This window comes from Kitasatospora sp. NPDC085895 (genome assembly GCF_040702125.1).
Classification (GTDB): domain Bacteria; phylum Actinomycetota; class Actinomycetes; order Streptomycetales; family Streptomycetaceae; genus Kitasatospora; species Kitasatospora arboriphila.
Map to the genome: position 1 here is coordinate 100,986 of NZ_JBFBJY010000008.1, position 20,923 is coordinate 121,908.

The 20,923-nt window shown below is 75.2% G+C and carries 21 protein-coding genes and 1 pseudogene; 13 read left to right on the forward strand and 9 right to left on the reverse strand.

Annotated features, from left to right (window positions below):
• The first annotated feature begins 433 nt into the window (after window positions 1-433).
• A complete protein-coding gene (locus tag AB0442_RS07560) occupies window positions 434-1,141 on the forward strand; it encodes a lytic transglycosylase domain-containing protein (RefSeq protein ID WP_366161370.1) in 708 nt (235 codons plus the stop codon).
• A gap of 253 nt (window positions 1,142-1,394) precedes the next feature.
• Complete coding sequence (locus tag AB0442_RS07565) at window positions 1,395-2,384, forward strand: glycosyltransferase family A protein (protein ID WP_366161372.1); 990 nt, start codon at window positions 1,395-1,397, stop codon at window positions 2,382-2,384.
• Window positions 2,385-2,582: 198 nt separating this feature from the next.
• Here the strand turns inward: AB0442_RS07565 and AB0442_RS07570 are convergent, their stop codons facing one another.
• A complete protein-coding gene (locus AB0442_RS07570; protein WP_366161374.1) occupies window positions 2,583-3,188 on the reverse strand; it encodes a hypothetical protein in 606 nt (201 codons plus the stop codon).
• An 82-nt stretch (window positions 3,189-3,270) separates the two neighbouring features.
• On the opposite strand from AB0442_RS07570, the gene AB0442_RS07575 reads away from it, so the two are divergent.
• The 3 genes from AB0442_RS07575 (at window position 3,271) to AB0442_RS07585 (ending at window position 7,568) form a co-directional block, all read left to right on the forward strand.
• On the forward strand, window positions 3,271-6,114 hold the full coding sequence (locus AB0442_RS07575) for an FAD-binding and (Fe-S)-binding domain-containing protein (protein ID WP_366161376.1): 2,844 nt from the start codon (window positions 3,271-3,273) through the stop codon (window positions 6,112-6,114).
• A gap of 63 nt (window positions 6,115-6,177) precedes the next feature.
• Window positions 6,178-6,591, forward strand: coding sequence for a PaaI family thioesterase (locus AB0442_RS07580; protein WP_363538531.1), 414 nt, complete (start codon window positions 6,178-6,180; stop codon window positions 6,589-6,591).
• Between the two features lie 89 nt (window positions 6,592-6,680).
• Window positions 6,681-7,568 (forward strand): SGNH/GDSL hydrolase family protein, encoded by an 888-nt coding sequence (locus AB0442_RS07585; protein WP_366161378.1) that lies wholly within the window; start codon window positions 6,681-6,683, stop codon window positions 7,566-7,568.
• Between the two features lie 138 nt (window positions 7,569-7,706).
• On the opposite strand, the gene AB0442_RS07590 is transcribed toward AB0442_RS07585, so the two are convergent.
• Together AB0442_RS07590 and AB0442_RS07595 are read right to left on the reverse strand one after the other, a co-directional pair.
• On the reverse strand, window positions 7,707-8,141 hold the full coding sequence (locus AB0442_RS07590) for a CBS domain-containing protein (protein WP_344628190.1): 435 nt from the start codon (window positions 8,139-8,141) through the stop codon (window positions 7,707-7,709).
• 21 nt (window positions 8,142-8,162) lie between these two features.
• A complete protein-coding gene (locus tag AB0442_RS07595; RefSeq protein WP_366161381.1) occupies window positions 8,163-9,116 on the reverse strand; it encodes an SPFH domain-containing protein in 954 nt (317 codons plus the stop codon).
• 109 nt (window positions 9,117-9,225) lie between these two features.
• On the opposite strand from AB0442_RS07595, the gene AB0442_RS07600 reads away from it, so the two are divergent.
• A complete protein-coding gene (locus AB0442_RS07600; protein WP_366161383.1) occupies window positions 9,226-10,044 on the forward strand; it encodes a uracil-DNA glycosylase in 819 nt (272 codons plus the stop codon).
• 39 nt (window positions 10,045-10,083) lie between these two features.
• On the opposite strand, the gene AB0442_RS07605 is transcribed toward AB0442_RS07600, so the two are convergent.
• On the reverse strand, window positions 10,084-10,947 hold the full coding sequence (locus tag AB0442_RS07605; protein ID WP_366161385.1) for a CHAD domain-containing protein: 864 nt from the start codon (window positions 10,945-10,947) through the stop codon (window positions 10,084-10,086).
• A gap of 127 nt (window positions 10,948-11,074) precedes the next feature.
• On the opposite strand from AB0442_RS07605, the gene AB0442_RS07610 reads away from it, so the two are divergent.
• The 4 genes and pseudogenes from AB0442_RS07610 to AB0442_RS07625 form a co-directional block, all read left to right on the forward strand.
• On the forward strand, window positions 11,075-11,728 hold the full coding sequence (locus tag AB0442_RS07610) for a hypothetical protein (RefSeq protein WP_366161387.1): 654 nt from the start codon (window positions 11,075-11,077) through the stop codon (window positions 11,726-11,728).
• Between the two features lie 115 nt (window positions 11,729-11,843).
• Entirely contained in the window at window positions 11,844-12,641 is a 798-nt protein-coding gene (locus AB0442_RS07615) for a thioredoxin domain-containing protein (RefSeq protein ID WP_366161389.1), read from the forward strand.
• 1 nt (window position 12,642) lies between these two features.
• A complete protein-coding gene (locus tag AB0442_RS07620; protein WP_363538519.1) occupies window positions 12,643-13,236 on the forward strand; it encodes a vitamin K epoxide reductase family protein in 594 nt (197 codons plus the stop codon).
• A 77-nt stretch (window positions 13,237-13,313) separates the two neighbouring features.
• Window positions 13,314-13,532, forward strand: a pseudogene (locus AB0442_RS07625) (ABC transporter ATP-binding protein); the annotation flags it as partial.
• A gap of 187 nt (window positions 13,533-13,719) precedes the next feature.
• Here AB0442_RS07625 and AB0442_RS07630 read toward each other — a convergent pair.
• From AB0442_RS07630 to AB0442_RS07640, 3 genes are all read right to left on the reverse strand, one after another.
• Window positions 13,720-14,502, reverse strand: a complete 783-nt coding sequence (locus AB0442_RS07630; protein ID WP_366161474.1) for a nucleotidyltransferase domain-containing protein — start codon at window positions 14,500-14,502, stop codon at window positions 13,720-13,722.
• An 85-nt stretch (window positions 14,503-14,587) separates the two neighbouring features.
• Window positions 14,588-15,091, reverse strand: coding sequence for a GNAT family N-acetyltransferase (locus tag AB0442_RS07635; protein WP_363541637.1), 504 nt, complete (start codon window positions 15,089-15,091; stop codon window positions 14,588-14,590).
• A gap of 24 nt (window positions 15,092-15,115) precedes the next feature.
• Window positions 15,116-15,520 carry an ankyrin repeat domain-containing protein gene (locus AB0442_RS07640; protein ID WP_344626538.1) on the reverse strand — a complete coding sequence of 135 codons (405 nt, stop codon included), beginning with the start codon at window positions 15,518-15,520 and terminating at the stop codon, window positions 15,116-15,118.
• A 308-nt stretch (window positions 15,521-15,828) separates the two neighbouring features.
• Between AB0442_RS07640 and AB0442_RS07645 the strand changes: the two genes are divergently transcribed.
• From AB0442_RS07645 to AB0442_RS07655, 3 genes are all read left to right on the forward strand, one after another.
• Complete coding sequence (locus AB0442_RS07645; protein ID WP_095871811.1) at window positions 15,829-16,023, forward strand: hypothetical protein; 195 nt, start codon at window positions 15,829-15,831, stop codon at window positions 16,021-16,023.
• Between the two features lie 136 nt (window positions 16,024-16,159).
• Window positions 16,160-17,773 carry an FtsK/SpoIIIE domain-containing protein gene (locus tag AB0442_RS07650; protein WP_366161393.1) on the forward strand — a complete coding sequence of 538 codons (1,614 nt, stop codon included), beginning with the start codon at window positions 16,160-16,162 and terminating at the stop codon, window positions 17,771-17,773.
• A 285-nt stretch (window positions 17,774-18,058) separates the two neighbouring features.
• On the forward strand, window positions 18,059-18,433 hold the full coding sequence (locus tag AB0442_RS07655; protein WP_030276069.1) for an RNA polymerase-binding protein RbpA: 375 nt from the start codon (window positions 18,059-18,061) through the stop codon (window positions 18,431-18,433).
• 162 nt (window positions 18,434-18,595) lie between these two features.
• Here the strand turns inward: AB0442_RS07655 and fxsA are convergent, their stop codons facing one another.
• Together fxsA and lnt are read right to left on the reverse strand one after the other, a co-directional pair.
• A complete protein-coding gene (gene fxsA / locus AB0442_RS07660) occupies window positions 18,596-19,162 on the reverse strand; it encodes an FxsA family membrane protein (RefSeq protein ID WP_366161395.1) in 567 nt (188 codons plus the stop codon).
• Window positions 19,163-19,216: 54 nt separating this feature from the next.
• Window positions 19,217-20,872: an apolipoprotein N-acyltransferase gene (gene lnt, locus AB0442_RS07665; protein ID WP_366161396.1), complete on the reverse strand. Its 1,656-nt coding sequence runs from the start codon at window positions 20,870-20,872 to the stop codon at window positions 19,217-19,219.
• Window positions 20,873-20,923 lie beyond the last annotated feature (51 nt).

A 20,923-nucleotide genomic window follows, 5' to 3' on the forward strand; every position in this document is an offset into this window, starting at 1 on the left:
GCGGCCGGCTACTGCCCCCGATAGTCGTCACGGCGGCCCGGCCCCGGCGCCGACCGGGGGCACCCGCCCGGCGCCGGCCGTACGGAACTGCGAAACCGCTGGTCAGTCGAGGTGCACGGCCCGGTCGGGCGGTGGGCGGTGAGGACCGTCCAAGCGCTCGGGGAGCGCCCGGAGGAGGGCCGGGCGCTCCGCGTCGTCTACGACTCCGCGTAGTTTCCGAGCTCGTTGCCGCGTTTCTGCGGGTCTGTCAAGAATGTCCCGGTCGCAAGGCAGCGCGGCCCGATTCCGCCGCGCACCCCGCCCGCTCCGGCCCACCGGCCGGGGCGCCCAGGCCGTCCGCACGGCTCCGCGGGCCTGTTCCTCCCGAACACGCTTCGCGATGTCCGCGTGCCCGGAATCGGCCCCCGACCGATGGAAGAGGTTGTCCCCCTCCATGCAGCTCCCGCTCCCCAAGAACCTGTCGCTGACGCACCGCCCGCACGCCTTCTTCGCGAGCGTGGGTACGCTGACCGTGGCCGGCACGGCGATCCTGGCGCTGGCCCTGCCGCAGGACACCTCCACCGCCGTCGCGGCCGCCCCGGTCGCCGCGGCCCCGGCCGCCACCCAGGCCGCTGCAGCCCCGGCGCAGCCCCAGGCCGACGCGCAAGCCCAGGCCGACGCGCAGGCCAAGGCGGACGCCGACGCCAAGGCCGCCGCGGACGCGAAGGCCGCCGCCGACGCCAAGGCCGCGGCGGATGCCAAGGCCGCCGCCGACGCCAAGGCCGCGGCGGATGCCAAGGCCGCCGCGGACGCGAAGGCCAAGGCACAGGCCGCGTCCCGCTCGCAGCAGCGCAGCGCCCTGAAGGCCGCGCCGACCGGCAGCCCCAAGCAGATCGCCGCACAGCTCGTGCCGGCCAACCAGCTGGCCTGCTTCAGCAACATCGTGTTCCACGAGAGCAGCTGGAACATCCACGCCGTGAACAAGTCCTCCGGCGCGTACGGCCTGGTGCAGGCGCTCCCGGCCTCCAAGATGGCCTCGGCCGGTGCCGACTGGCGCGACAACGCCGCCACCCAGATCAAGTGGGGCCTCAACTACATGAACAGCCGGTACGGCAGCCCGTGCGGCGCCTGGGCCTTCTGGCAGGCGCACCACTGGTACTGATCCGGCCCGGAGCCGACCGACGCCGCGGGGCCCGTGGAACCGACCACGTGCCCCGCGGCGTCCGCGTCCGACCGGAATTCCGCCTCGTCACCGGACGCGGCACTCCCCGCGACCCCCGGTGACCGATTGTCGGTATTCCGTGGCTGCGGCGTGAAGATGTCGGATGCGATCGATCGACTCTGACCGCATTTGGAGCGATTGGGTCCGCTTGGGGACATTGCGGGGGCCTGTAGACCTCTTTAGCCTCCCCGCCATGGCTACCCTCATCTCCGTCGTGCTCCCCGCCCACGATCGGAACGGCCAGCTGAAGGAGTGCCTCGACGCACTGCTCGCCCAGTCGTTCCGCGACTTCGAGATCGTCCTCGTCGTCGACACCTCACCGGACTGCCCGGAACGCGTCGCCGAGGCCTACGGCATGCGCGACCCCCGGGTCAGCGTGCTGCGGCTGAACGCGGCGGTCGGGATCGGCCGCGCCCGCAACGCCGGCGCCGCCCGCGCCACCGGCGACTACCTGCTCTTCCTCGACAGCGACCACCTGCTCGACGAGGACGCCTTCGCCGCGCTCGCCGAACGGCTGGAGGAGACCGGCGAGGTGGACGTCCTCCAGTTCGGCCACAACCGGTTCTACCGCGACAAGGTGTGGCCCGGCGGCGCCGAACGAGTGCTCGCCGAGGCCGGACCCGAGGTCACCACGGCCGCCGAGCGGCCCGCCCTGCTCGGCACCCCGCCACTGGTCTGGGACCGCCTGCTGCGCCGCGGCACCGTGCCCGCCTTCCCGGACGGCCACTACGACGAGATCCCGGTGGTGCACGCCGCGATGCTGGCCGCCCGCCGGGTGGCCGTGCTGCCGCGCGAGTGCGTCACCATCCGCCGCCGCCACACCCTGAACCCGGTCGGCTCGCCCGGCGCCAGCCAGTTCGACCTGTTCGAGCAGTACGCCCGCAGCTTCGAGCTGCTCGCCGGCTCGCCGGACGCCACCGCCCTGTGGCCGCAGCTGTTCACCAGGATGGTCCGGCACTACCTCTTCGTCTTCGACCTCGGCGGCTGCGTGGACCGCTCCGAGCGCCCCCAGTTCTTCCAGCGGGCCTCCGAGCACTACCGCGGCTACCAGCCCGAGGGCTACCGCCGGCCGGACGGCCGCGAGGGCGTCAAGTTCTCGCTGCTCTCCAGCGGCGCCTACGCCGCCTTCGAGGTCGCCAAGCTCTCGCACATAGCCCGCGGCGCGGTCACCGGCCGCCGGTAGGCGTACGGCTGCCGCACAGGGGCCGCACAGGGGCGCGGGGAACTGCGCGGATCCGGGGGCGGGCGTCACGACAGCACGGGCCGAGCCGTAATGCGCGTGGTGGCCCGCATCCGAATTGCGCGGTTCTCCCCAGCCTTCGGTTTGGAGGTGCCCCCACGCGCCCCTTGTGATGAACCACGCGCCCTTGTCGTGCCCGCCTCAGACGTGTGCGGTGCCGCCGTCGGCGGCCATCGCCGCGGCGATCCGGCGGCCGGTCTCCCGCCACTCCTCGGCGGGCACCTTCGGCAGCAGGTCGTCCCAGACCGGGAGCAGGCTGCCGCGCAGCTGCATCATCCCGGCGGGCCGGCCGATCAGCCAGACGTGCAGATGGGCGGCGCCGTCGCCCCACTTGTTCTGGTGCACCCGGGCGATCCCGCCGAGCGACATCACGGCCCGCTCGACCCGCTGCAGCATCGGGCCGAGCTCCGCGGCCCGCTCCGGCGGCAGGTCGGCGAGGTCGTGGTGGGCCCGGGGCTGGAGCAGCACGATCGCCGGGACGGCCGCGGGCTCGCCGGGGCCGGAGAGCCGCCAGTGCTCGTCCGTCCACAGGAAGTCCGCGTCGGGCCGGGCGCACTGGCTGCAGTCCGCGGGCCCGTTTTCGCCGTCCCGGGGCGGCTCGGGCAGTTCGGGCGCCTTCAGAGGCTTGACCTTGATGTCGCCCTCGAACGGGAAGATGTCCCAACCGGGCATGCCGTCCGCGGGGAAGGGCACGGACTCGCCGATCGGCAGGCGGGCGAGGTACGGGTTCGCATGATCGTCGCTCATGGGCCGAGTCTGCCGGATGACACCCCGTCACCCCGTGGCCGGGGTCGGCACCGCGGGCCCGCCGGTTTGCGATGATCGGCCCATGGCCACCGGACTGGAACGCGCCCTGACCGCCGCCCTGCGGGGCGAGGTGCGCTTCGACACCGCCGAACGCGCCGTCTACGGCCACGACGCCTCCAACTACCGGCACGTCCCGCGCGGCGTGGTCAAGCCCGCCGACCTCGACGACGTCCGGGCCGCCGTCGCGCTCTGCCGCGAGTTCGGCGTGCCGGTGGTGCCGCGCGGCTCCGGGACCAGCATCGGCGGTCAGGCGATCGGCCCCGGGGCGGTCGTGCTGGACTTCCGCCGCCGGCTGGGGCGGGTGCTCTCGGTGGACCCGGACGCCCGCACCGCCCGGGTCGAGCCCGGCACCGTCCTGGACGACCTGCAGCGTGCGGCCCGCCCGCACGGGCTGCGCTTCGGGCCGGACCCGTCCACGCACAGCCGCTGCACCCTCGGCGGGATGATCGGCAACAACGCCTGCGGCTCGCACTCGGTGGCCTGGGGCCGCACCTCGGACAACGTGCACGCGCTCGACGTGCTGCTCGCCGACGGCACCGAGTTCACCGCCGGCGGGCCGCTGGACGCCGCCGCCCGCGCCGCGCTGCGCAAGCTGCCCGGCCGCGAGGGCGCCCTGCACCGCGCCCTGCAGGACCTCGCCGGCGCCCACCTGGCCGTGCTGCGGCAGGCCATGCCCGCACTGCCCCGCCGCGGCTCCGGCTACCCGCTCGACGCGCTGCTGCCCGAGCAGGGCTACGACCTGGCGCGTGCCCTGACCGGCACCCTCGGCAGCTGCGCCGTGCTGCTCGGCGCCACCGTCCGGCTGGTGCCCGACCCGCCGGCCCGCGCCCTGGTGGTCGCCGGCCACCCCGACGAGGGCGCCGCCGCCGACGCCGTGCCCGCGCTGCTCCCGCTGGGCCCGCTCACCGTGGAGGGGATGTCCGCCGACCTGGTCGCCGCACTGCTCGCGGCCGGCCGCCGCCCGGCCGCCCTCGACCGGCTGCCCGAGGGCGCGTGCTGGCTCTTCCTGGAGGTCGGCGGCGCCACCCCGGCGGCCGCCGGCGAGGCCGCGCAGGCCCTCGCCGAGGCCGTCCGGCGGGCCGGCCGCGCCACCGCCGCGGTGGTCACCGACCCCGCCGAGCAGCGCGCACTGTGGCGGATCCGGGAGACCGGCGCGGGCATCGTCACCCGGCTCCCCGGCGGCGGCGAGGCGTGGCCCGGCTGGGAGGACTCCGCCGTCCCCGTCGAGCACCTCGGCGACTACCTGCGCGCGCTGCGCGGTCTGCTCGCCCGGCACCGGCTGCGCGGCGTCCCGTACGGGCACTTCGGCGAGGGCTGCGTCCACCTGCGGCTGGACTTCCCGCTCACCGATCCCGCCCGGCTGCCCGCCTTCCGCGCTTTCCTGGAGGAGGCAGCGGACCTGTGCGTCTCGTACGGCGGCTCGCTCTCCGGTGAGCACGGCGACGGCCAGGCCCGGGCCGAGCTGCTGCCCCGGATGTACCCGCCGGAGGTCCTGGAGCTGTTCCGCCGCTTCAAGGGCGTCTGGGACCCGGACGGCCTGCTCAACCCGGGGGTGCTGGTCGACCCCCGGCCGCTCGACGCCGACCTGCGCTTCCCCGGCCGGGACCTGCCGGTCACGCTGCCCCTCGCGGAGGACGGCGGCAGCCTGCTGAAGGCGGTGCACCGCTGCGTCGGCGTCGCCGCCTGCGTGGACACCTCCTCCGGTGTGATGTGCCCGAGTTACATGGCCACCGGCGAGGAGCGGCACTCCACCCGCGGCCGGGCCCGGCTGCTCGCCGAGATGCTGCGCGGCGAACTCGTCACCGACGGCTGGCGCTCGGAGGAGGTCCGCGAGGCGCTCGACCTCTGCCTCGGCTGCAAGGGCTGCGCGAGCGACTGCCCGGTCCATGTCGACATGGCGACTTACAAGGCCGAGTTCCTGCACCGCCACTACCGGTGGCGGCCGCGCCCGGCCTCCCACCTCGCGCTCGGCTGGCTGCCGCTGTGGCTGCGTGGCGCCGCCCTCGCCCCGCGGCTCGCCGACCGCCTGCTGCGGTCCGGGCCGGGCGGCGCCGCACTCAAGCGGCTCGGCGGGATCGACCCCCGGCGCAGCCTGCCCGCGCTGCCGGAGCAGACCTTCACCGCCTGGTTCCGCCGGTGGCGGGCCGCGCACCCCGTCCGACCCGGTGCGCAGCCGGTGCTGCTCTGGCCGGACAGCATGGCGGAGCTGCTCGACCCGGAGCCGGCCCGGGCCGCCGTCGAGGTGCTGGAGCGCCTGGGCTTCGAGGTGCGGCTGCCCTCCGGCCCGGTCTGCTGCGGGCTCACCCTGCTCTCCACCGGCCAACTCGGTCTCGCCCGGCGGGTGATGCGGCGCAGCCTGCGAGCCGTCCCGGCGGGGCTGCCGGTGGTCGGCCTGGAGCCGAGCTGCACCGCGGCGCTGCGCGAGGAACTGCCCCGGCTGCTCGGCCGAGAGGCCGGCGAACTGCCGTCCCGGGTAAGGACGTTCGCCGAGTTCCTGGACGGCACCGGGGTCGCGCTGCCCCGGCTGGAGGCGGACGCGGTCACCCAGGTGCACTGCCACCAGCACGCCGTCCTCGGCACCGCGGCCGACCGGAGCGTGGAGCGGCGGATGGGTGTGCGCAACGAGGTGCTGGACTCCGGCTGCTGCGGCCTGGCCGGCAACTTCGGCATGGAGCGCGGGCACTGGGAGGTGTCGGTGGCGGCGGCGGAGCGGGTGCTGCTGCCGGCGGTGCGCGCGGCCGCCCCGGACACCGTGGTGCTCGCGGACGGCCTGAGCTGCCGCACCCAGATCGCCCAACTCGCGGACGGGCGGCGGGCCGTCCACCTGGCGGAGCTGGTCCGGCGGGCGCTGCGCGAGGCGCAGTAGCCGGGGCGGGAACACCGGTGCACGGTCGTGGCGCGGCCGGCGGGGCGCCGCCACAATGGCACGGTGACGATCACCACCGCCGAGGCGGACACCATCCTCGCCGACCACTTCGCGCCCTGGGTGCAGGCGCTCAAGCTCTCCGTCACCGAGACCGGTGACCGGCACGCCGTGCTCCGGCTGCCCTGGTCGGACGAACTCGCCCGCGAGGGCGGCGGCCTGAGCGGCCAGGCCCTGATGGCGGCCGCCGACACGGCGACCGTGGTCGCCGTGTCCGCGGCCCGCGGCGGATTCGGCCCGATGACCACGATCCAGCAGTCGACCACCTTCCAGCGGGCGGTGGTCGGCGCGGACGTCCTGGTGACCGCCCGGATCACCAAGCTGGGCCGCCGACTCGCCTTCGTGGACGTGGTGATGACGGCCGAGGGCCAGGAGGAACCGGCCGCGCACGCCAGCACCGTGTACGCCTTCCCCGGCTGATCACGTCCGACCCCTACTCACCGGGCCTACCGCGCAGTAGCCTCACCGGGCCGCACCCCACTGCGGCCCCCACCACCCCTGGAGGCCCGATGCGCACACCCCTGCCCGGAGGCGTCAGACTCGCCGTCGCCGCAGCCCTGTTCACCGCCTCGGCACTCGGCCTGACGGCGGCTCCGGCCGCCGCGGCCGAGCACCGTCCCGTCCCCGCCGACGTGCCGCGCTGGTACCTGGCCCTCGGCGACTCGCTCGCCGCCGGCTACCAGACCACCCCGGACGGCGGCCGGGTGGTCGGCCGTGGCTACGCCCAGGACATCGCCCGCGTGCTGGGCGAGCGGGCCGCCGCCCGCCACCGCCCGTTCGACTTCACCGACCTCGGCTGCCCGGGCGAGACCACCGGCACCATGGCGAACGGCGGCTGCCCCTGGCCGCACCCCTGGACGGACTCCCAACTCGCCGCCGCCGAGCGCTTCCTGCGCGAGCACCGCAAGGACCGGGTGCTGGTGACGATCGACATCGGCGCCAACGACGTGAACCGCTGCGCGAGCGGCGGCACCATCGACCTGCCGTGCGCCCTGCAGGGCATCGCCACCGCGGGCCGCGGCCTGTCCGACATCCTCGGCCGGCTGCGGGCGGCGGCCGGACCGCACGCCCGGATCGTCGGCATGAACCTCTACGACCCCTTCCTGGCCGCCTGGTTGACCGGCGAGCAGGGCAGGGCGACGGCCGCGGCGTCGCTGCCGCTCTCGCACGCGCTGAACGCCGCGATCGGCATCGCCGACGCGGCGCACGGGGTGCCGACCGCGGACGTCGCCCGGGCCTTCGACACCGACGAGTTGCGCCCGGTGCCGTTCAACGGCGCCCGGGTGCCGCTGAACGTGGCCCGCATCATGCAGTGGACCAACATGGCGCGCGGCGACATCCACGCCAACGACGCCGGCTACCAGGTGATCGCCGACACCTTCCTGGCGAAGCTCTAGCGGTTCCGGTTCCTGCTCCGGGCCGCGGGCAGCGCGACCGGCCGGGCGGCACACCCCACCGTCCGGCCGGCCCCCGTGCCCCCGCGTGATCCCCTGGTTCCGTTGGTTCCGCTGGTTCCCCTGGCTCCGTTGGTTCCGCTACTGCGGCGATTCCTCGGCGCAGATGGTGGTGACGAACTCGGCGACCCGCTCCTGCGGCATGTGCCGGGCGATGTCCGCCTCGCTGATCATGCCGACCAGCTTGTGGTCGGGGTGGTTGATCACCGGCAGGCGGCGGACGAGGTGCTGTTCCATGACCCGCAGGACCTGTTCGGCGTCCTCGTCCTCCTCGATCACCATCGGCCGGCCGACGGCGAGGTCGACCGCCTTGATCTTCGTCGGGTCGAGTCCCTCGGCGACGCACTTCAGCACGATGTCCCGGTCGGTGAGGATGCCCAGCAGCTTCTGGTTCTCGCCGCAGATCGGCAGCGCCCCGACACCCCGGTCCTTCATGATCCTGGCCGCGTCGGCCAGCGTCTCGAACTCCCCGACGCACTCGGCGCCCGGGTGCATGATCTCTCTGGCTGTGGTCATGGTCAGGCCTCCCGCCGTGCCTCAGACCTCCGTCCCTCCATCGTGGTCCCGGCCCCGCGGGCCCGCCACCTCGGGCCGCGAGCCGTTCACCGCGCCGCCGGGCGCCTCCAGCGGGTCACGGGCCAACACCTCGTCCAGCGCCGGGAGATCGGGCAGCTCCAGCTGCTCGGGGCCGGGCTCGGGGGCTGGTGCGGGGGCCGACCGGGGGGCCGGCGCGGGCTTCTCGGTGACGCTGTCGAGGAAGCGGAGCAGCTCCACCGGGAAGGGCAGCACCAGCGTGGAGTTCTTCTCCGCCGCGACCTCCACCACGGTCTGCAGCAGCCGCAGTTGGAGCGCGGCCGGGGTGCTGCTCATGATCGCGGCCGCCTCGGACAGCCGGGCCGAGGCCTGGTACTCGCCGTCCGCGGTGATGATCCGCGCGCGGCGCTCCCGTTCCGCCTCCGCCTGTCGCGACATCGAGCGCTTCATCGATTCCGGCAGGGCGACGTCCTTGATCTCCACCCGGTCGATCTCGATGCCCCAGTCCAGCGCCGGGCTGTCCAGCATCAGCTCCAGGCCCTGGTTCAGCGGCTCGCGGTTGGCCAGCAGGTCGTCGAGCTCGCTCTTGCCGATGATCGACCGGAGCGAGGTCTGGGCGACCTGGGAGATCGCGAAGTTGTAGTCCTGCACGTTGACGGTGGCCTTCACCGGGTCCATGACCCGGAAGTAGACGACGGCGTCGACCCGCACCGTCACGTTGTCGCGGGTGATGCCCTCCTGCGCGGGGATCGGCATCGTGATGATCTGCACGTTCACCCGCTTCAGCCGGTCCGCGATCGGCAGCAGCCAGGCCAGGCCCGGGTCCCGGACGTCGTCCCGCACCCTGCCGAACCGGAACACCACACCGCGCTGGTACTGCTGCACCACCCGGATGCTCACCCCGGCCCACACGGCCAGGACGATCAGTGCGCCCAGAATCGCGTCGAGAACGATCATTGCGTCACCTCTGGCACACGCAGGGACCCCGCTCTCCACGCTACTCCGATGTCCACGGGCCGCCCGGATCCCGCGGCCCGGCCGGCCCGCAGCACCTACGATCTGCGACATGGAGCCGCCCTCACCACCGCCTTCCCGCGGCCCGGACCGCGACCGGCCCCGCCCGCTCCCCGCGGCCGAGGACCCGCGGGCCCCGGGCCACCCGGCCGCCGCGGCCGCCGCCACCCGCAGCCTCGCCGAGCTGGACGGGATCGTCACCCACTGCCGGGCCTGCCCGCGGCTGGTCGCCTGGCGCGAGGAGGCGGCCCGCACCAAGCGGCGCGCCTACCTGGCGGACGAGTACTGGGCCCGGCCGATCCCCGGCTTCGGGCCGGCCGACGCGGCCCTGGTCATCGTCGGGCTCGCCCCGGCCGCACACGGTGCCAACCGCACCGGCCGGATCTTCACCGGCGACCCGTCCGGCGACCTGCTGTACGCCGCGCTGCACGAACTCGGCCTCGCCTCGCAGCCGCACGCCACCTGGCGGGACGACGGGATGGAGCTGTTCGGGGTGCGGATCACCGACCCGGTGCGGTGCTGCCCGCCGGAGAACCGGCCGACCCGGGACGAGCGGGACACCTGCCGGCCGTGGATCGCCCGCGAGTTCGCGTACCTGCGGCCGACCGTCCGCGCGGTGGTCGCCCTCGGCGGGTTCGCCTGGGAGGCCGTCCTGCCCGCCCTCGCCGCCTCCGGCCGGACGGTCCCCCGCCCGCGGCCCGCCTTCGGGCACGGTGCCCGCGCCACCCTCCCGGCCGTGGACGGCGGGTCGCCGCTGGAGCTCTTCGGCTGCTACCACGTGAGCCCGCGCAACACCTACACCGGCCGCCTCACCCCGGCCATGCTCCGCGACCTGCTGGCGGCGGCCGCAGGCACGGCGGGCCTGCTCTGACCCCTCCGGGACGCCCGCACCGCCCCGGTGCGGCGCCGCTCAGAAGGCCGCCGGTTCGCCCGCCCTGCGCCAGACCTCCGGGAGGCGGGCCCGGTCGGCGGCCGCCGCGGTGAGCTGGCGGTCGTAGAGGACGCCGTAGGCGAAGGCGTGCTCCGGGTCGGCGGCGGCGAGGTCGTGCAGGGTGCGGCCCGCGAGGACGGCGTCCTGGTGGGTGCCGAGGAGGTCCTGGAGGTCCTTCATCCACCGGGTGAAGCGGTCGGCGGCGGGCCCGGCCGGCTCACCGGCGTAGCGGGCGCGTTTGGCCGCCTTCCGGGCCTCGTGCAGGGCGGTGGCGGCGGCCTCGCCGGGTTCGGCGCCGCGGGCCGCCTCGATCCGGCGGGCGGTGCGGCGCTGCTGGCGGCGGGCGACCCGGGCGAGCTCGCGCGGGGCCGGGCGGTCGGCGCGGACGGTGAAGCGCGGCTCGGCGACGAGGCCGCGCAGCGCGGCGAGCAGGGCGGGGAAGCCGGGGCCGTCGAGGGCGGCGAGCGCCTCGGGGCGCGCGTTCGCGGTGCGTTCGGCGGCCCACGCGGCGAGCGCGGCGGCGACCTCGTCCGGCCGGCAGTCCTCGGGCAGGGCGCGGGCCTCGGCGGTGAGCCGTTCGGCGAGGACCTCGGTGTCGCGGGCGGCGCCGAGGGCCGAGGCGAGGTCCTTGAGCGCGGTGACGAGGGCGGTGGTGTCGGCGCCGATCAGCGGCCGGTAGGCCTGCAGGGTGCTGCGCAGCCGGCGGCAGGTGACCCGCATCCGGTGGACGGCGTCCGGCTCGTCGGCGCGGACGGCCGCCGCCAGGTCGGCGAGGGTCTCGGTCTGCCGGGAGATCCAGGCGCCGAGGACCGTGCCGGCGGTGGGCTCGGCTCCGTGCGGCACGCTGACCACCCTCTTCCCGGGTCTCCAGGGTATGCCCGCGGGGGCGCGGAGCGGGCGCTCCTGACGCCGGGTCACCCGCGCGGACGCTTACACCGTCCTGATCCACGACCTGGCATACTCGCTGTCCATGACCGAGAGCCGGGCGACGAGGGTTCTGCGGGCCGCGGTGTTCACCGCCCTCGCGGTGCCGCTCGCTGCCCTGGGCCAGGTCGTGCTGACGGGTCGGCCGCTGCCCGTGACGCTGGTCCTGGCGTGCACCGCGGCCGTGTTCCTGGTGGCCCTGGTGCTGGACGGCGCCCGGCACGGCCTGGGGCGGCTGGCGGCGGTGATGGTCCCGGTCGAGCTGCTGCTGAACACCGCGTTCAACCTCGGGCAGGACGGCTGCACGACGGTCGCCGCCCGGTCGCACGGGGTGGATCTGCTGGTCTGCGGCGGCGGTTCGGTGGACGGCAGCCCGATGCTGTCGGGCCTCGCCGGGCAGTCCGCCGGTTCGCTGCGGCTGCTGGTGCTACTGGCGCACCTGGCGCTGGCGCTCGCCGCCGCGCTGTGGCTGCGCCTCGGTGCGGCCGCGCTCGGCGGGGCGGCGCAGGTGCTGCGCGCGCTGCGGGCGGTGGCCGGGGCGGTCGTCCGTCACCTGCTGTCGTTCCTCGCGCCGCTGCCGGCCTGCCCGGCCGAGCTGGCGCCCTCGCCGGACGCGCGGGAGCCACTGCCCCGCCCGGAGTCCGTCGTTCCCTCGCCGGCGCCGCGCCGCGGCCCGCCGGTGTTCGCGCTCGCCTGCTGACGGCACTGCCGTCGGGCGGGCGGGCCCCGCGTGCCTTCCCCCTTCTCTTCGGTGCACCGCTGCGCGGCCGCGCGGCCCGGTGGTGCGCCCGTACGCGAGGATTCGACGGATCATCATGAGCACCCAGCCCCAGCAGTCCCGCACCTCCGCCCGGGAGCGCCTCCAGGAGGCCCACCGCCGGGAGAAGAAGGCCGCCGCGCTGCGGCGGCGCACCGTCGTCGCGGTGAGCGTCGTGGCGGCGCTGGCCGTGGTCGGCGGCACGGTGGCGGCGATCGCCACCGCCACCTCCTCGGACGCGGACCCGGCGGCCTCGGCGCCGCTGACGGTGCCGGCCAACACCACGGGCCAGGACGGCACCGTGGTGGTGTACGGCAAGGCCGACGCGCCGCACACGCTGCAGGTGTACGAGGACTTCCGCTGCCCGGTCTGCAAGCAGTTCGAGGCCTCCGCCGGCCGGGCGGTGCAGCAGCTCGCGGACAGCGGCCAGTACAAGATCGAGTACCACCTGGCGGCGTTCCTGGACAAGAACCTCGGCGGCAAGGGCTCGCGGACGGCGCTGGCCGCCGCGGGGGCCGCGCTGAACGAGGGCGTGGACAAGTTCAAGCAGTTCCACGACGTGCTGTACGCCAACCAGCCGGACGAGCGCGAGGACGGCTTCGGGGACGTCAACCGGATCCTGGAGCTGGCGGAGAAGGTCCCCGGCCTGAAGACCGGGGCGTTCACCAAGGCGGTCACCGAGGGCACCTACCGGCCGTGGGCGGCCAAGGTCGACGCGGCGTTCTCCGCCAGCGGCGCCCAGGGCACCCCGACGGTGGTGCTCGACGGCAAGGTGCTGAACGTCTTCGGCCAGGACGGCAAGCCGGTGACCGGCGAGCAGTGGACGGCGCTGGTCCGCAAGACGACCGGAGCCTGACATGGCCTCCGGTGCGACGATCGGTGCGGGGCGGGGCCTCGCCCGGCTGCTGGTGGTGGGCGGGCTGCTCGGCCTGGCGGCCTCGGCGGTCCTGACCTTCGACAAACTGCGGATGCTGGAGAACCCGGCCTACCGGCCCGGCTGCAGCATCAATCCGGTGATCAGCTGCGGTTCGGTGATGCGCACCGGCCAGGCGTCGGTCTTCGGCTTCCCGAACCCGCTGCTCGGCCTGGCGGCGTTCGCGGTGCTGGTCGCGGCCGGCGCGGGCCTGCTGGCCGGTGCCCGCTACCGCCGCTGGTACTGGCTGGGCCTGCAGGCCGGCGCCCTGGCCGGCCTGGCCTTCACCGTCTGGCTGATCACCCAGGCGCTGTACGAGATAGGCGCGCTCTGCCCGTACTGCATGGTGGTGTGGGCCGTGGTCGGGCCGCTGGCCTGGTACCTCACCCTGCACAACCTGCGGACGGGCGTCCTGCCGGCCCCCCGCTGGTGGCCGTCGGTGGCCCGCTACCACTGGGTCGTGCCGGCACTCTGGTACCTCGGCATCGCCCTGCTGGTGCTCAACAGGTTCTGGTACTACTGGCGCACCCTGATCTGACGGCACACCGTCGATGCCTCCCACCTGGGGTTTTCCAGATGGGAGGCATCGGCCTTCCCCCTCTGGGCCGTCTACGGGCCGTCCGGGCGAACGGCCGCACCTCCACCGAGGGGCTGCGCCACCAGGAGGGCCGCCCCGGCGTGGAGTACGTCGTGCTCGACCGGGCCGGGCGGCTGCAGCTGCCCGCTGAGTTCACGGCGGCGCTCCGGCTCTCCCGCCGGGTGCGCCTGGAGCTGGGGCAGGACCACATCGGTGTGTGGCCGGTGGTGGACGGGCCGCAGGAGGAGCCGCGATGACGGATGTGATGGTCTCGGCCGAGGACGTGCGGCGCAGCTTCGGCAGCGGGCCGCGGGCCGTGGCACTTTCCGTCAACGGCCGAAGCCTGCTGCCCGCGGCCGGCCCGCTCGCCCGGGCCGCGGCGCCCGCACCGGCCCGCAGCACGGCGGCGTCCACCACCGGTTCACGTAGCCCCGGGCGGGCCCGTCACCCGTCGGCGAGCGCCTCGTCGGTCAGTGCCGCCGCCTCCGCCAGGGCGGCGGCGGCCTCGGTGCGGAACAGGCCGTGCGCCCGCCGGGCGAAGTCCGCGGGCGCACCCGGCAGCCGTCCGGCGGCGTCCACGGCGCCCTTCTCGTTGACCAGCCACCGCCCGGCCCGGCCGTGCAGGGCGTGCGCCAACAGCCCGACCACCCGGAACAGGCAGCCGTGCACGTAGGCGGTGTCGTGCGGAGCCTTGGCCGCGTTGGCGAGGGTGAACGGCGCCTCCCAGCGGGCGGTCGCGACCAGTGCGGCACCGAGCGCGGCCGGGTAGTGCACCACCTCGGCCCGCAGCCGGGCGAGTTCTCCGGTGGGATCGGCGAGCACCCGGCCGAGGGCCAGCTCGCCCGGGTAGGCGTGGGCGTGGAAGCCGAGCGGATGCCCGGCCTGGACGCCCGTCGCGTACCGGCCGGCCCGGGCCTCGTCCCAGTGGTGGCGCACCCGGTCGAGATCGCGGTAGATGAAGTCGATCCGGGCGCCGCCGACGGTGAGCCAGGCGCCGCCGTCCACCCACGGCCCCCAGCCGCCGGGCTCGGTGACCTCCACCGGCCGGCCGGCCGCCCGGGCGGCAGACTCCCGCAGGGCGCCGGTGTCCAGCGGGCCTCGGTAGTAGAGGCCGAGGTCGGTGTCGGAGTCGGGGCGGTGGGTGCCACGGGCCCGGCTGCCGCCGAGGCAGACGCCCACGACGCCGTCCACGGCGGCGAGTTCGGCCGCGAGCCGGCGGACCGGCACCCCGGCCGGCAGGTTTCCGGTCACCAGGTTTCCGGTCGGAAGGTCGTCGGTTGCGTCCACCCGCCGATGGTCCATCGCCGGGGCGTCAGCCGTCGAGCGGCTTTCCCATGCAGACGCTCTGCTCGGAGTGCTTGTAGAAGCCGAACTTGGTGATCGGCAGGTAGCCCTCCGAGGCGTAGAGCGCGATCGCCTCGGGCTGCTCGGTGCCGGTCTCCAGGACGAGCCTGGTCCGCCCGGCCCCGCGCGCGGTGGACTCCAGGTGGCGCAGCAGGGCGCGGGCGAGGCCCCGCCCGCGCGCCCGCTCCACCACGTACATCCGCTTGAGCTCGGCGTCGCCGGCGCGCAGCCCGTCGGCGTCGGCCTCCTTGGCGCGCCAGCCGCCGCAGGCGACCGGCTCGCCGTCGAGGTAGCCGACCACGAACAGGCCGCCCGGCGGGTCGAAGTGGTCCTCGTGCATCGACGTCTGGTCGACGTCCCCGTACCGGCGGACGTACTCCTGCTGCACCTCCGCGGCGAGCTTGGCCGCGTCGGGGTGGCCGTAGCCGGTGGTCCGCAGCTCCAGGTCCGAGGTCTTCGGGGTGTTCGACATGGTCACCAAGCCTAAAGGGGCCGATCAGCGGCCCTCGAACCGGGCGACCAGCTCGTCCTTGCCGAACATCCGGGCGGTGTCCAGGGCGGAGGGGGTGCCGGCGGTCGGGTCGGCGCCGCCGTCGAGCAGGGCGGTGACCACCTCGTCGTGGCCCTTGAAGACGGCACCGGCGAGCGGGGTCTGGCCGCGGTCGTTGGCCCGGTCGGCGTCGGCGCCGTGCTTCAGCAGGGCGGCCACCGCGGCGGCGTGCCCGTGGTAGGCGGCGAGCATCAGCAGGCTGTCGCCGCGCTCGTTGGAGAGGTCGGCGGGGGCGCCGGCCGCCAGGTAGGCGGCGAGCAGTTCGGCGTCGCCGGACCGGGCGGCGTCGAACAGCCGGCCGGCCAGTTCGACGACCTCGGGGTCGGGCGTCTGCGGGGTCTCGTCGGTCATGGGCGGGCCTTCCTGGGGGTGCTGCCGGGCGCAACCTCGGTGCGCGGATTCCGGTACGCACCGTAGCGGAAGGGCCCCGGCCGCGGGGTCACGCATCCGTTCGAGCGAACTTCCCGGTTCAGCCGAGGGCGATCACTCCGCAGGGGGACGCCTTGGAGCGCACGGCCGGGGCTCGGTGCGCATACCCCCGATGCATCGGACGCGAGCAGATCCACCCGTTTGCCACGTTCCATCGTCTATTACTTTTTGTCACGATTAGAACACTTTCAGTAACACTTGTCCCCGCCCCCTCACGAGGAGCTGACCACGTGATCCTCTCCATTTCCGGCATCGTCCTCTTCGGCACCATCGCCTTCCTCTTCTTCCGCCGGGACGGACTCAAGGTCTCGCACGCCCTGGTGTGCGCACTGTTCGGCTTCTACGTCGCGGGCTCCTCGATCGCCCCCAGCATCACCGCGGGCGGCGCGACACTGGCCAGCCTCATCGGCGGCATCAAGTTCTGAATCCCCCGGCACGACCGCGGCCCGGGAGCGGACCCACCGCCCCGGGCCATCACCCATCCCACCCCCGTCCCATCGCCGTCCCACCGCCGTCCCACCGCCCCGCCCCATCCCTGTCCCACCGCTCGGGGAGCCCGCCATGTCCCTCACCCGCCATCTCCACCGCGGTCGCGACCTCGCCCGCACCGCAGGCGACCACGCCGCCGACATGTTCGCGCCGCTCACGCTCATCGGCCGCGGGCTGCGCCACCACCTCGACTGGACGAAGGGCCGCTGGGCCGCGACCCCCAAGGAGCGGCGCGGTCCCACGCTGTTCCTGACCGCCGCACTCGCGCTCGGCGTCTTCCTGCTGCCGCACGGACTGCTGTTCGCCCTGGTCGCCCTGATGGCCAGCGCCGCCTGGGCCGGTCGCCGCCCCAAGGCCGCGCCCGCCCCGGAGCCCGACGCCGCCGACCTGAAGCTCGCCGCGCTGTACGCCGCCCTCACCCCGTACCTCGCCGGGCCGGACGACATGAGCCCGCTCTACACCCTCGACGGCCACTACAAGAACGCGTTCGGCGGGTGGGAGTTCGACGGCGACGGCCGGCTCTGCGCGCTGGAGATCGCCTACCCCGCGTACTTCACCGACACCGAGCCGGCCGCCCGCGCCCGGATCGAGCAGGTGGTCCAGGGCAAGGCGGGCCGGGCCCGGGAGTACCGCTTCGACTGGGACGAGGAGTCCAACCGGCTGCGGGTCACCGCGCTCGCCCCGCTGGCCACCGACATCGCCGCGCAGCGCTTCGTCACCGCGCCGGGCGAGATCGTGCTCGGCTTCACCGACGCCCTCGGCACCAGCCGCACCATCCCGGTCACCCAGGGGGGCACCGTCACCCAGCAGCCGCCCGTGGTGTGGCGGGTCGGCCCGCGCAGCGCCGAGCCGCACCTGCTGGCCCTCGGCTCCAGCGGCTCCGGCACCTCCACCCTGCTGCGCTCGATCGCGCTGCAGGCGCTGCCGCACGGCGACCTGGTGGTCATCGACGGCGCCGGCACCGGCGAGCACGCCTGCCTGGTCAACCGGCCCGGCGTGCACACCGTGGAGACCAGCCTGCACGGCGCGGTCGCCGCCCTGGAGTGGGCCGCCAAGGAGACCGAGCGGCGGCTCGGCCTGCTGAACGCGGCCCGGCACCACGGGGTGGCCGCCCCCGAGGAGGCCACCCGGCCGCTGTGGCTGCTGCTCGACCATCCGACGGAGCTCAGCGAGCTGGCCCAGGCCGAGGAGCGCCCGGACCCGCAGGACCTGCTGGAGGTCCCGCTGCGGCACGGCCGGGCCGCCCGGGTCACCGTGGTGATCGCCGAGGACGTCGAGGCGGCGGCGCGGCTGCGGCCCACCGTCCGCGCCGCCACCCGCACCAAGGTGGTGCTCGGCCCGGTCTCCCCGGACCTCGGCCGACTCGCGCTCGGCGCCGCACTGGACATCACCCCCGCCGCGCACACCCCGGCCGGCCGCGGCTACGCCCGGGTCGGCGCCGCCGCCCCCGTCCGGCTGCAGGTGCCGGCCACGGTGGACCCGCTGGACGAGGACGCGCCCGCCCAGCTGCGGGACGCGGTGATCGCCCTGCTGCCGCACCGGGACACCCGTACCGAGGCGGCCGCACCGGCCGCGCCGGCCGCACCGCCGAGCTCGCCGACCGACCGGGCCGAGGACCTGGTCGCCGAGCTCGGGGTGGAGCTCGGCAAGGACGCCGGGGCGGGCCGCCCGCGGCCGGTCTGGTGAGGCGCGGGCGGCCCGCCCGGCCCCGGTCGGCGGGCCGGCCGGCGGATCGGCCGATCGGGGGGCCGGTGCGGCGTCCGGGTGATCGCTCTGTGCGCCAGTCGCGGCACGCAGGGTGACATCCCCGTCCAGATGTGACAAATCGGGCGCCGATGGGTACAAACGTGGGCGGCACGACAGGCGACGCATGTCCCCGGACGGGAATCTTCGTCGACGGCCGAGCGTTGACCGAACGACGAAGACAGCGACCACTAGTCCTGTGGGCCATAAGCCCGGGAGGCACGATTCATGAGCGAGCGAGCTCTCCGCGGCACGCGACTCGGGGCCACTAGCTACGAGACCGACCGTGGTATCGATCTGGCTCCCCGCCAGACCGTCGAGTACGCATGTCAGAACGGACACCGCTTCGAGGTCCCCTTCTCCGTGGAGGCGGAGATTCCCTCGGTGTGGGAGTGCCGTTTCTGCGGCCAGGAGGCCGTACTCCTCGACGGTGAGGAGCCGGAGGAGAAGAAGACCAAGCCGACGCGTACCCATTGGGACATGCTGATGGAGCGTCGGACGCGCGAGGAGCTGGAGGAGGTGCTGGCCGAGCGGCTGGCCGTTCTCCGCTCCGGTGGCATGAACCTCGCGGTCCACCCGCGCGACAGCCGCAAGAGCGCGTGAGGTCCTCCCCCGGCCGTGCCGGGGGAGGTACCGACAACCGTGAAGGGCCCGGACGAAGGCGTCCGGGCCCTTCGGCATGCCCGGAGCCGTCCCCGGAGAGGACGGGGCGGCACGCGCCCACGCCCCCGGGCGGGCGGCCCGGGGGCGTCGAGAGGGGTCTGCTCAGCCGGTGATCGGCGGGCGGTACGCGGTGTCCGGACCGGGGCCGCTGCCCGGCTCCACCACCTCGCCCTGGATCACCGTGCCGCCGGGACGGTGGATGCGCAGCTGCTCCTGCAGCCGCATCGCGTCGGCGAAGCGGTCCTCACCGACCGGGGCCGTCGAACGCAGCACGTCGCGCGCAGCCCGGCGGGCACCGGCCCGCCACAGCGCCCGCGTCGGTGGGAAGAGCAGCGTCAGCGCCAGCACGTCCGACAGGAAGCCCGGCACGATCAGCAGCACGCCCGCGAGGACCGTCATGGTCGTCGCGGTCTGCGCCTGCTTCGGCCGGGGATCGCGGCTCTGCTCGACGGCGGCGGAGAAGGCCCGCAGCCCCGCGCGCTTGATCAGCCAGCCGCCGGTGAACACCCCGGCCAGCAGCAGCACCAGCACGGTGAACCAGCCGGCCGCCGAGGCCACCACCGTGACCAGCCAGATCTCCAGCACCAGCCAAGCGGCGACGAGCAGGGGAAGCACCCGGCGCAGCGTGCTGCGGCGCGCCGGCCGGGCCGTGGTTGCTTGCTGGGACACGGGACGGATCCACTCCGGAGGTGCTCTCCCACCGGCCGGACGCTCCGGCCGCGACTACGGCACCACCTGGTCCAACGGCTCCGCCGCCTCGGGTGTTCCGCCCGAACGGCGCCGGCGGACGGCGCCGACGGCCACCGCACCGCAGGCCAGCAGGCCCGCCGCGGCCAGTGCCCACTCCGGCGCGGCACCGACCCGGTCGGCCACCGTGCGGGAGTCGCGCAGCGGCACCGTGGCGTTGAGCACCGCCGGGGTGAGCTCCTTCGTCCGGGAGACCACCGAGCCGTCCGGGGCGATCACGGCGCTGATGCCGCTGGTCGCGGCGATCAGGACGGCGCGGCCGTGCTCGACGGCGCGCAGCCGGCTCATGGCGAGCTGCTGCTCGGTCTGGCCGGTGCGGTTGTAGGTGGCGTTGTTGGTCTGCACGACGAGGATCCGGCCGCCGTCGTTGACGGTGTCGCGGACGATCTCGTCGTAGGCCACCTCGAAGCAGATGACGTCGCCGATCCGGGCCGGGCCGAGCTGCATCACGCCGTTGTGGTCGCCGGGGTAGAAGTCGCGGGCGACCCGCTGCAGGCGCGAGATCACCTTGGACAGCTCGGCGCGGAACGGCACGTACTCGCCGAACGGCACCGGGTGCTGCTTGGTGTAGGAGGCGCCGGGGCCGGTCGCCGGGCTCCAGACGATGCCCTCGTTCTGGACGTGCTGCGCGTCCGGGCCGTCGACCAGGGCGCCGACCAGGGTCGGCACGCCGACCGCGCGGACGGCCTGGTCGATCCGCTGGTAGGCGGCCGGCTCGGAGAACGGGTCCAGGTCGGAGGCGTTCTCCGGCCAGATGACGACGTCCGGCTTGGGGGCGCGGCCGGCGGCGACGTCCGCGGCGAGCTTCTCCGTCTCGCTCGCGTGGTTGTCGAGGACCTGCATCGGGCGGCCCAGGAAGTCCATGCCGGGGTGCGGCACGTTGCCCTGCACCAGGGCCACCTTCACCGTGTCGTCGCCCTCGGTCGGGACGGGGACGACCAGGCCGGCGAGCAGCGCGGCCACCGCGCCGAGGCCCGCCAGTGCGGCGGCCTTCGGCGAGCGGCGCGGGCCGCGGCGCAGCCGCAGCACGGCCCGGGCCAGCAGGGTGCCGCAGAGCGCGACGGCGAAGGTCACCAGCGGCGCGCCGCCGAGCGAGGCCAGCGCGGTGAAGGGGCTCGCGGTGTTGGCGAAGGCCAGCCGGCCCCACGGGAAGCCGCCGAGCGGCAGCCGGTCGCGGGCCCACTCCTGGGCCACCCAGAGGCAGGCCGCCCAGAGCGGCCAGGCGCGCAGCCGGGAGGTCGCGGCGAGGCCCGCGCCCATGGCGGCGACGAACAGCGCCTCGATCACCGACAGACCGACGGTGGCGTCCCAGCCGACCACCCGCAGCCAGGCCAGCAGGCCGAGGAAGAACGGGAAGCCGAAGGCGAAGCCCGTCCAGGCGCCCTGGCGCAGCGTGCGGCCGCGGGTCAGCAGCGACAGCGCGGCGACGCCGACGATCGACAGCGGCCACAGGTCGTACGGAGGGAAGGCGGCGACCGTCAGCAGACCGGCGAGCACGGCCAGGCCCGTCCGGGGCAGGCCCGCGCGGATCCGGGCCGGCCGTCCCGGGCGTCCGGGCCGCTCGGGCCGCGGGCGCGCGGCGGTGTCCGCCTCGTCCGCCACCGGCCGCTCCTGTTCCACCGGCAGTGCCACCTGTCCACCGTCCCTCTGGCCGTACCGCCTGTCGGTCCGCCCTGGTGGGAG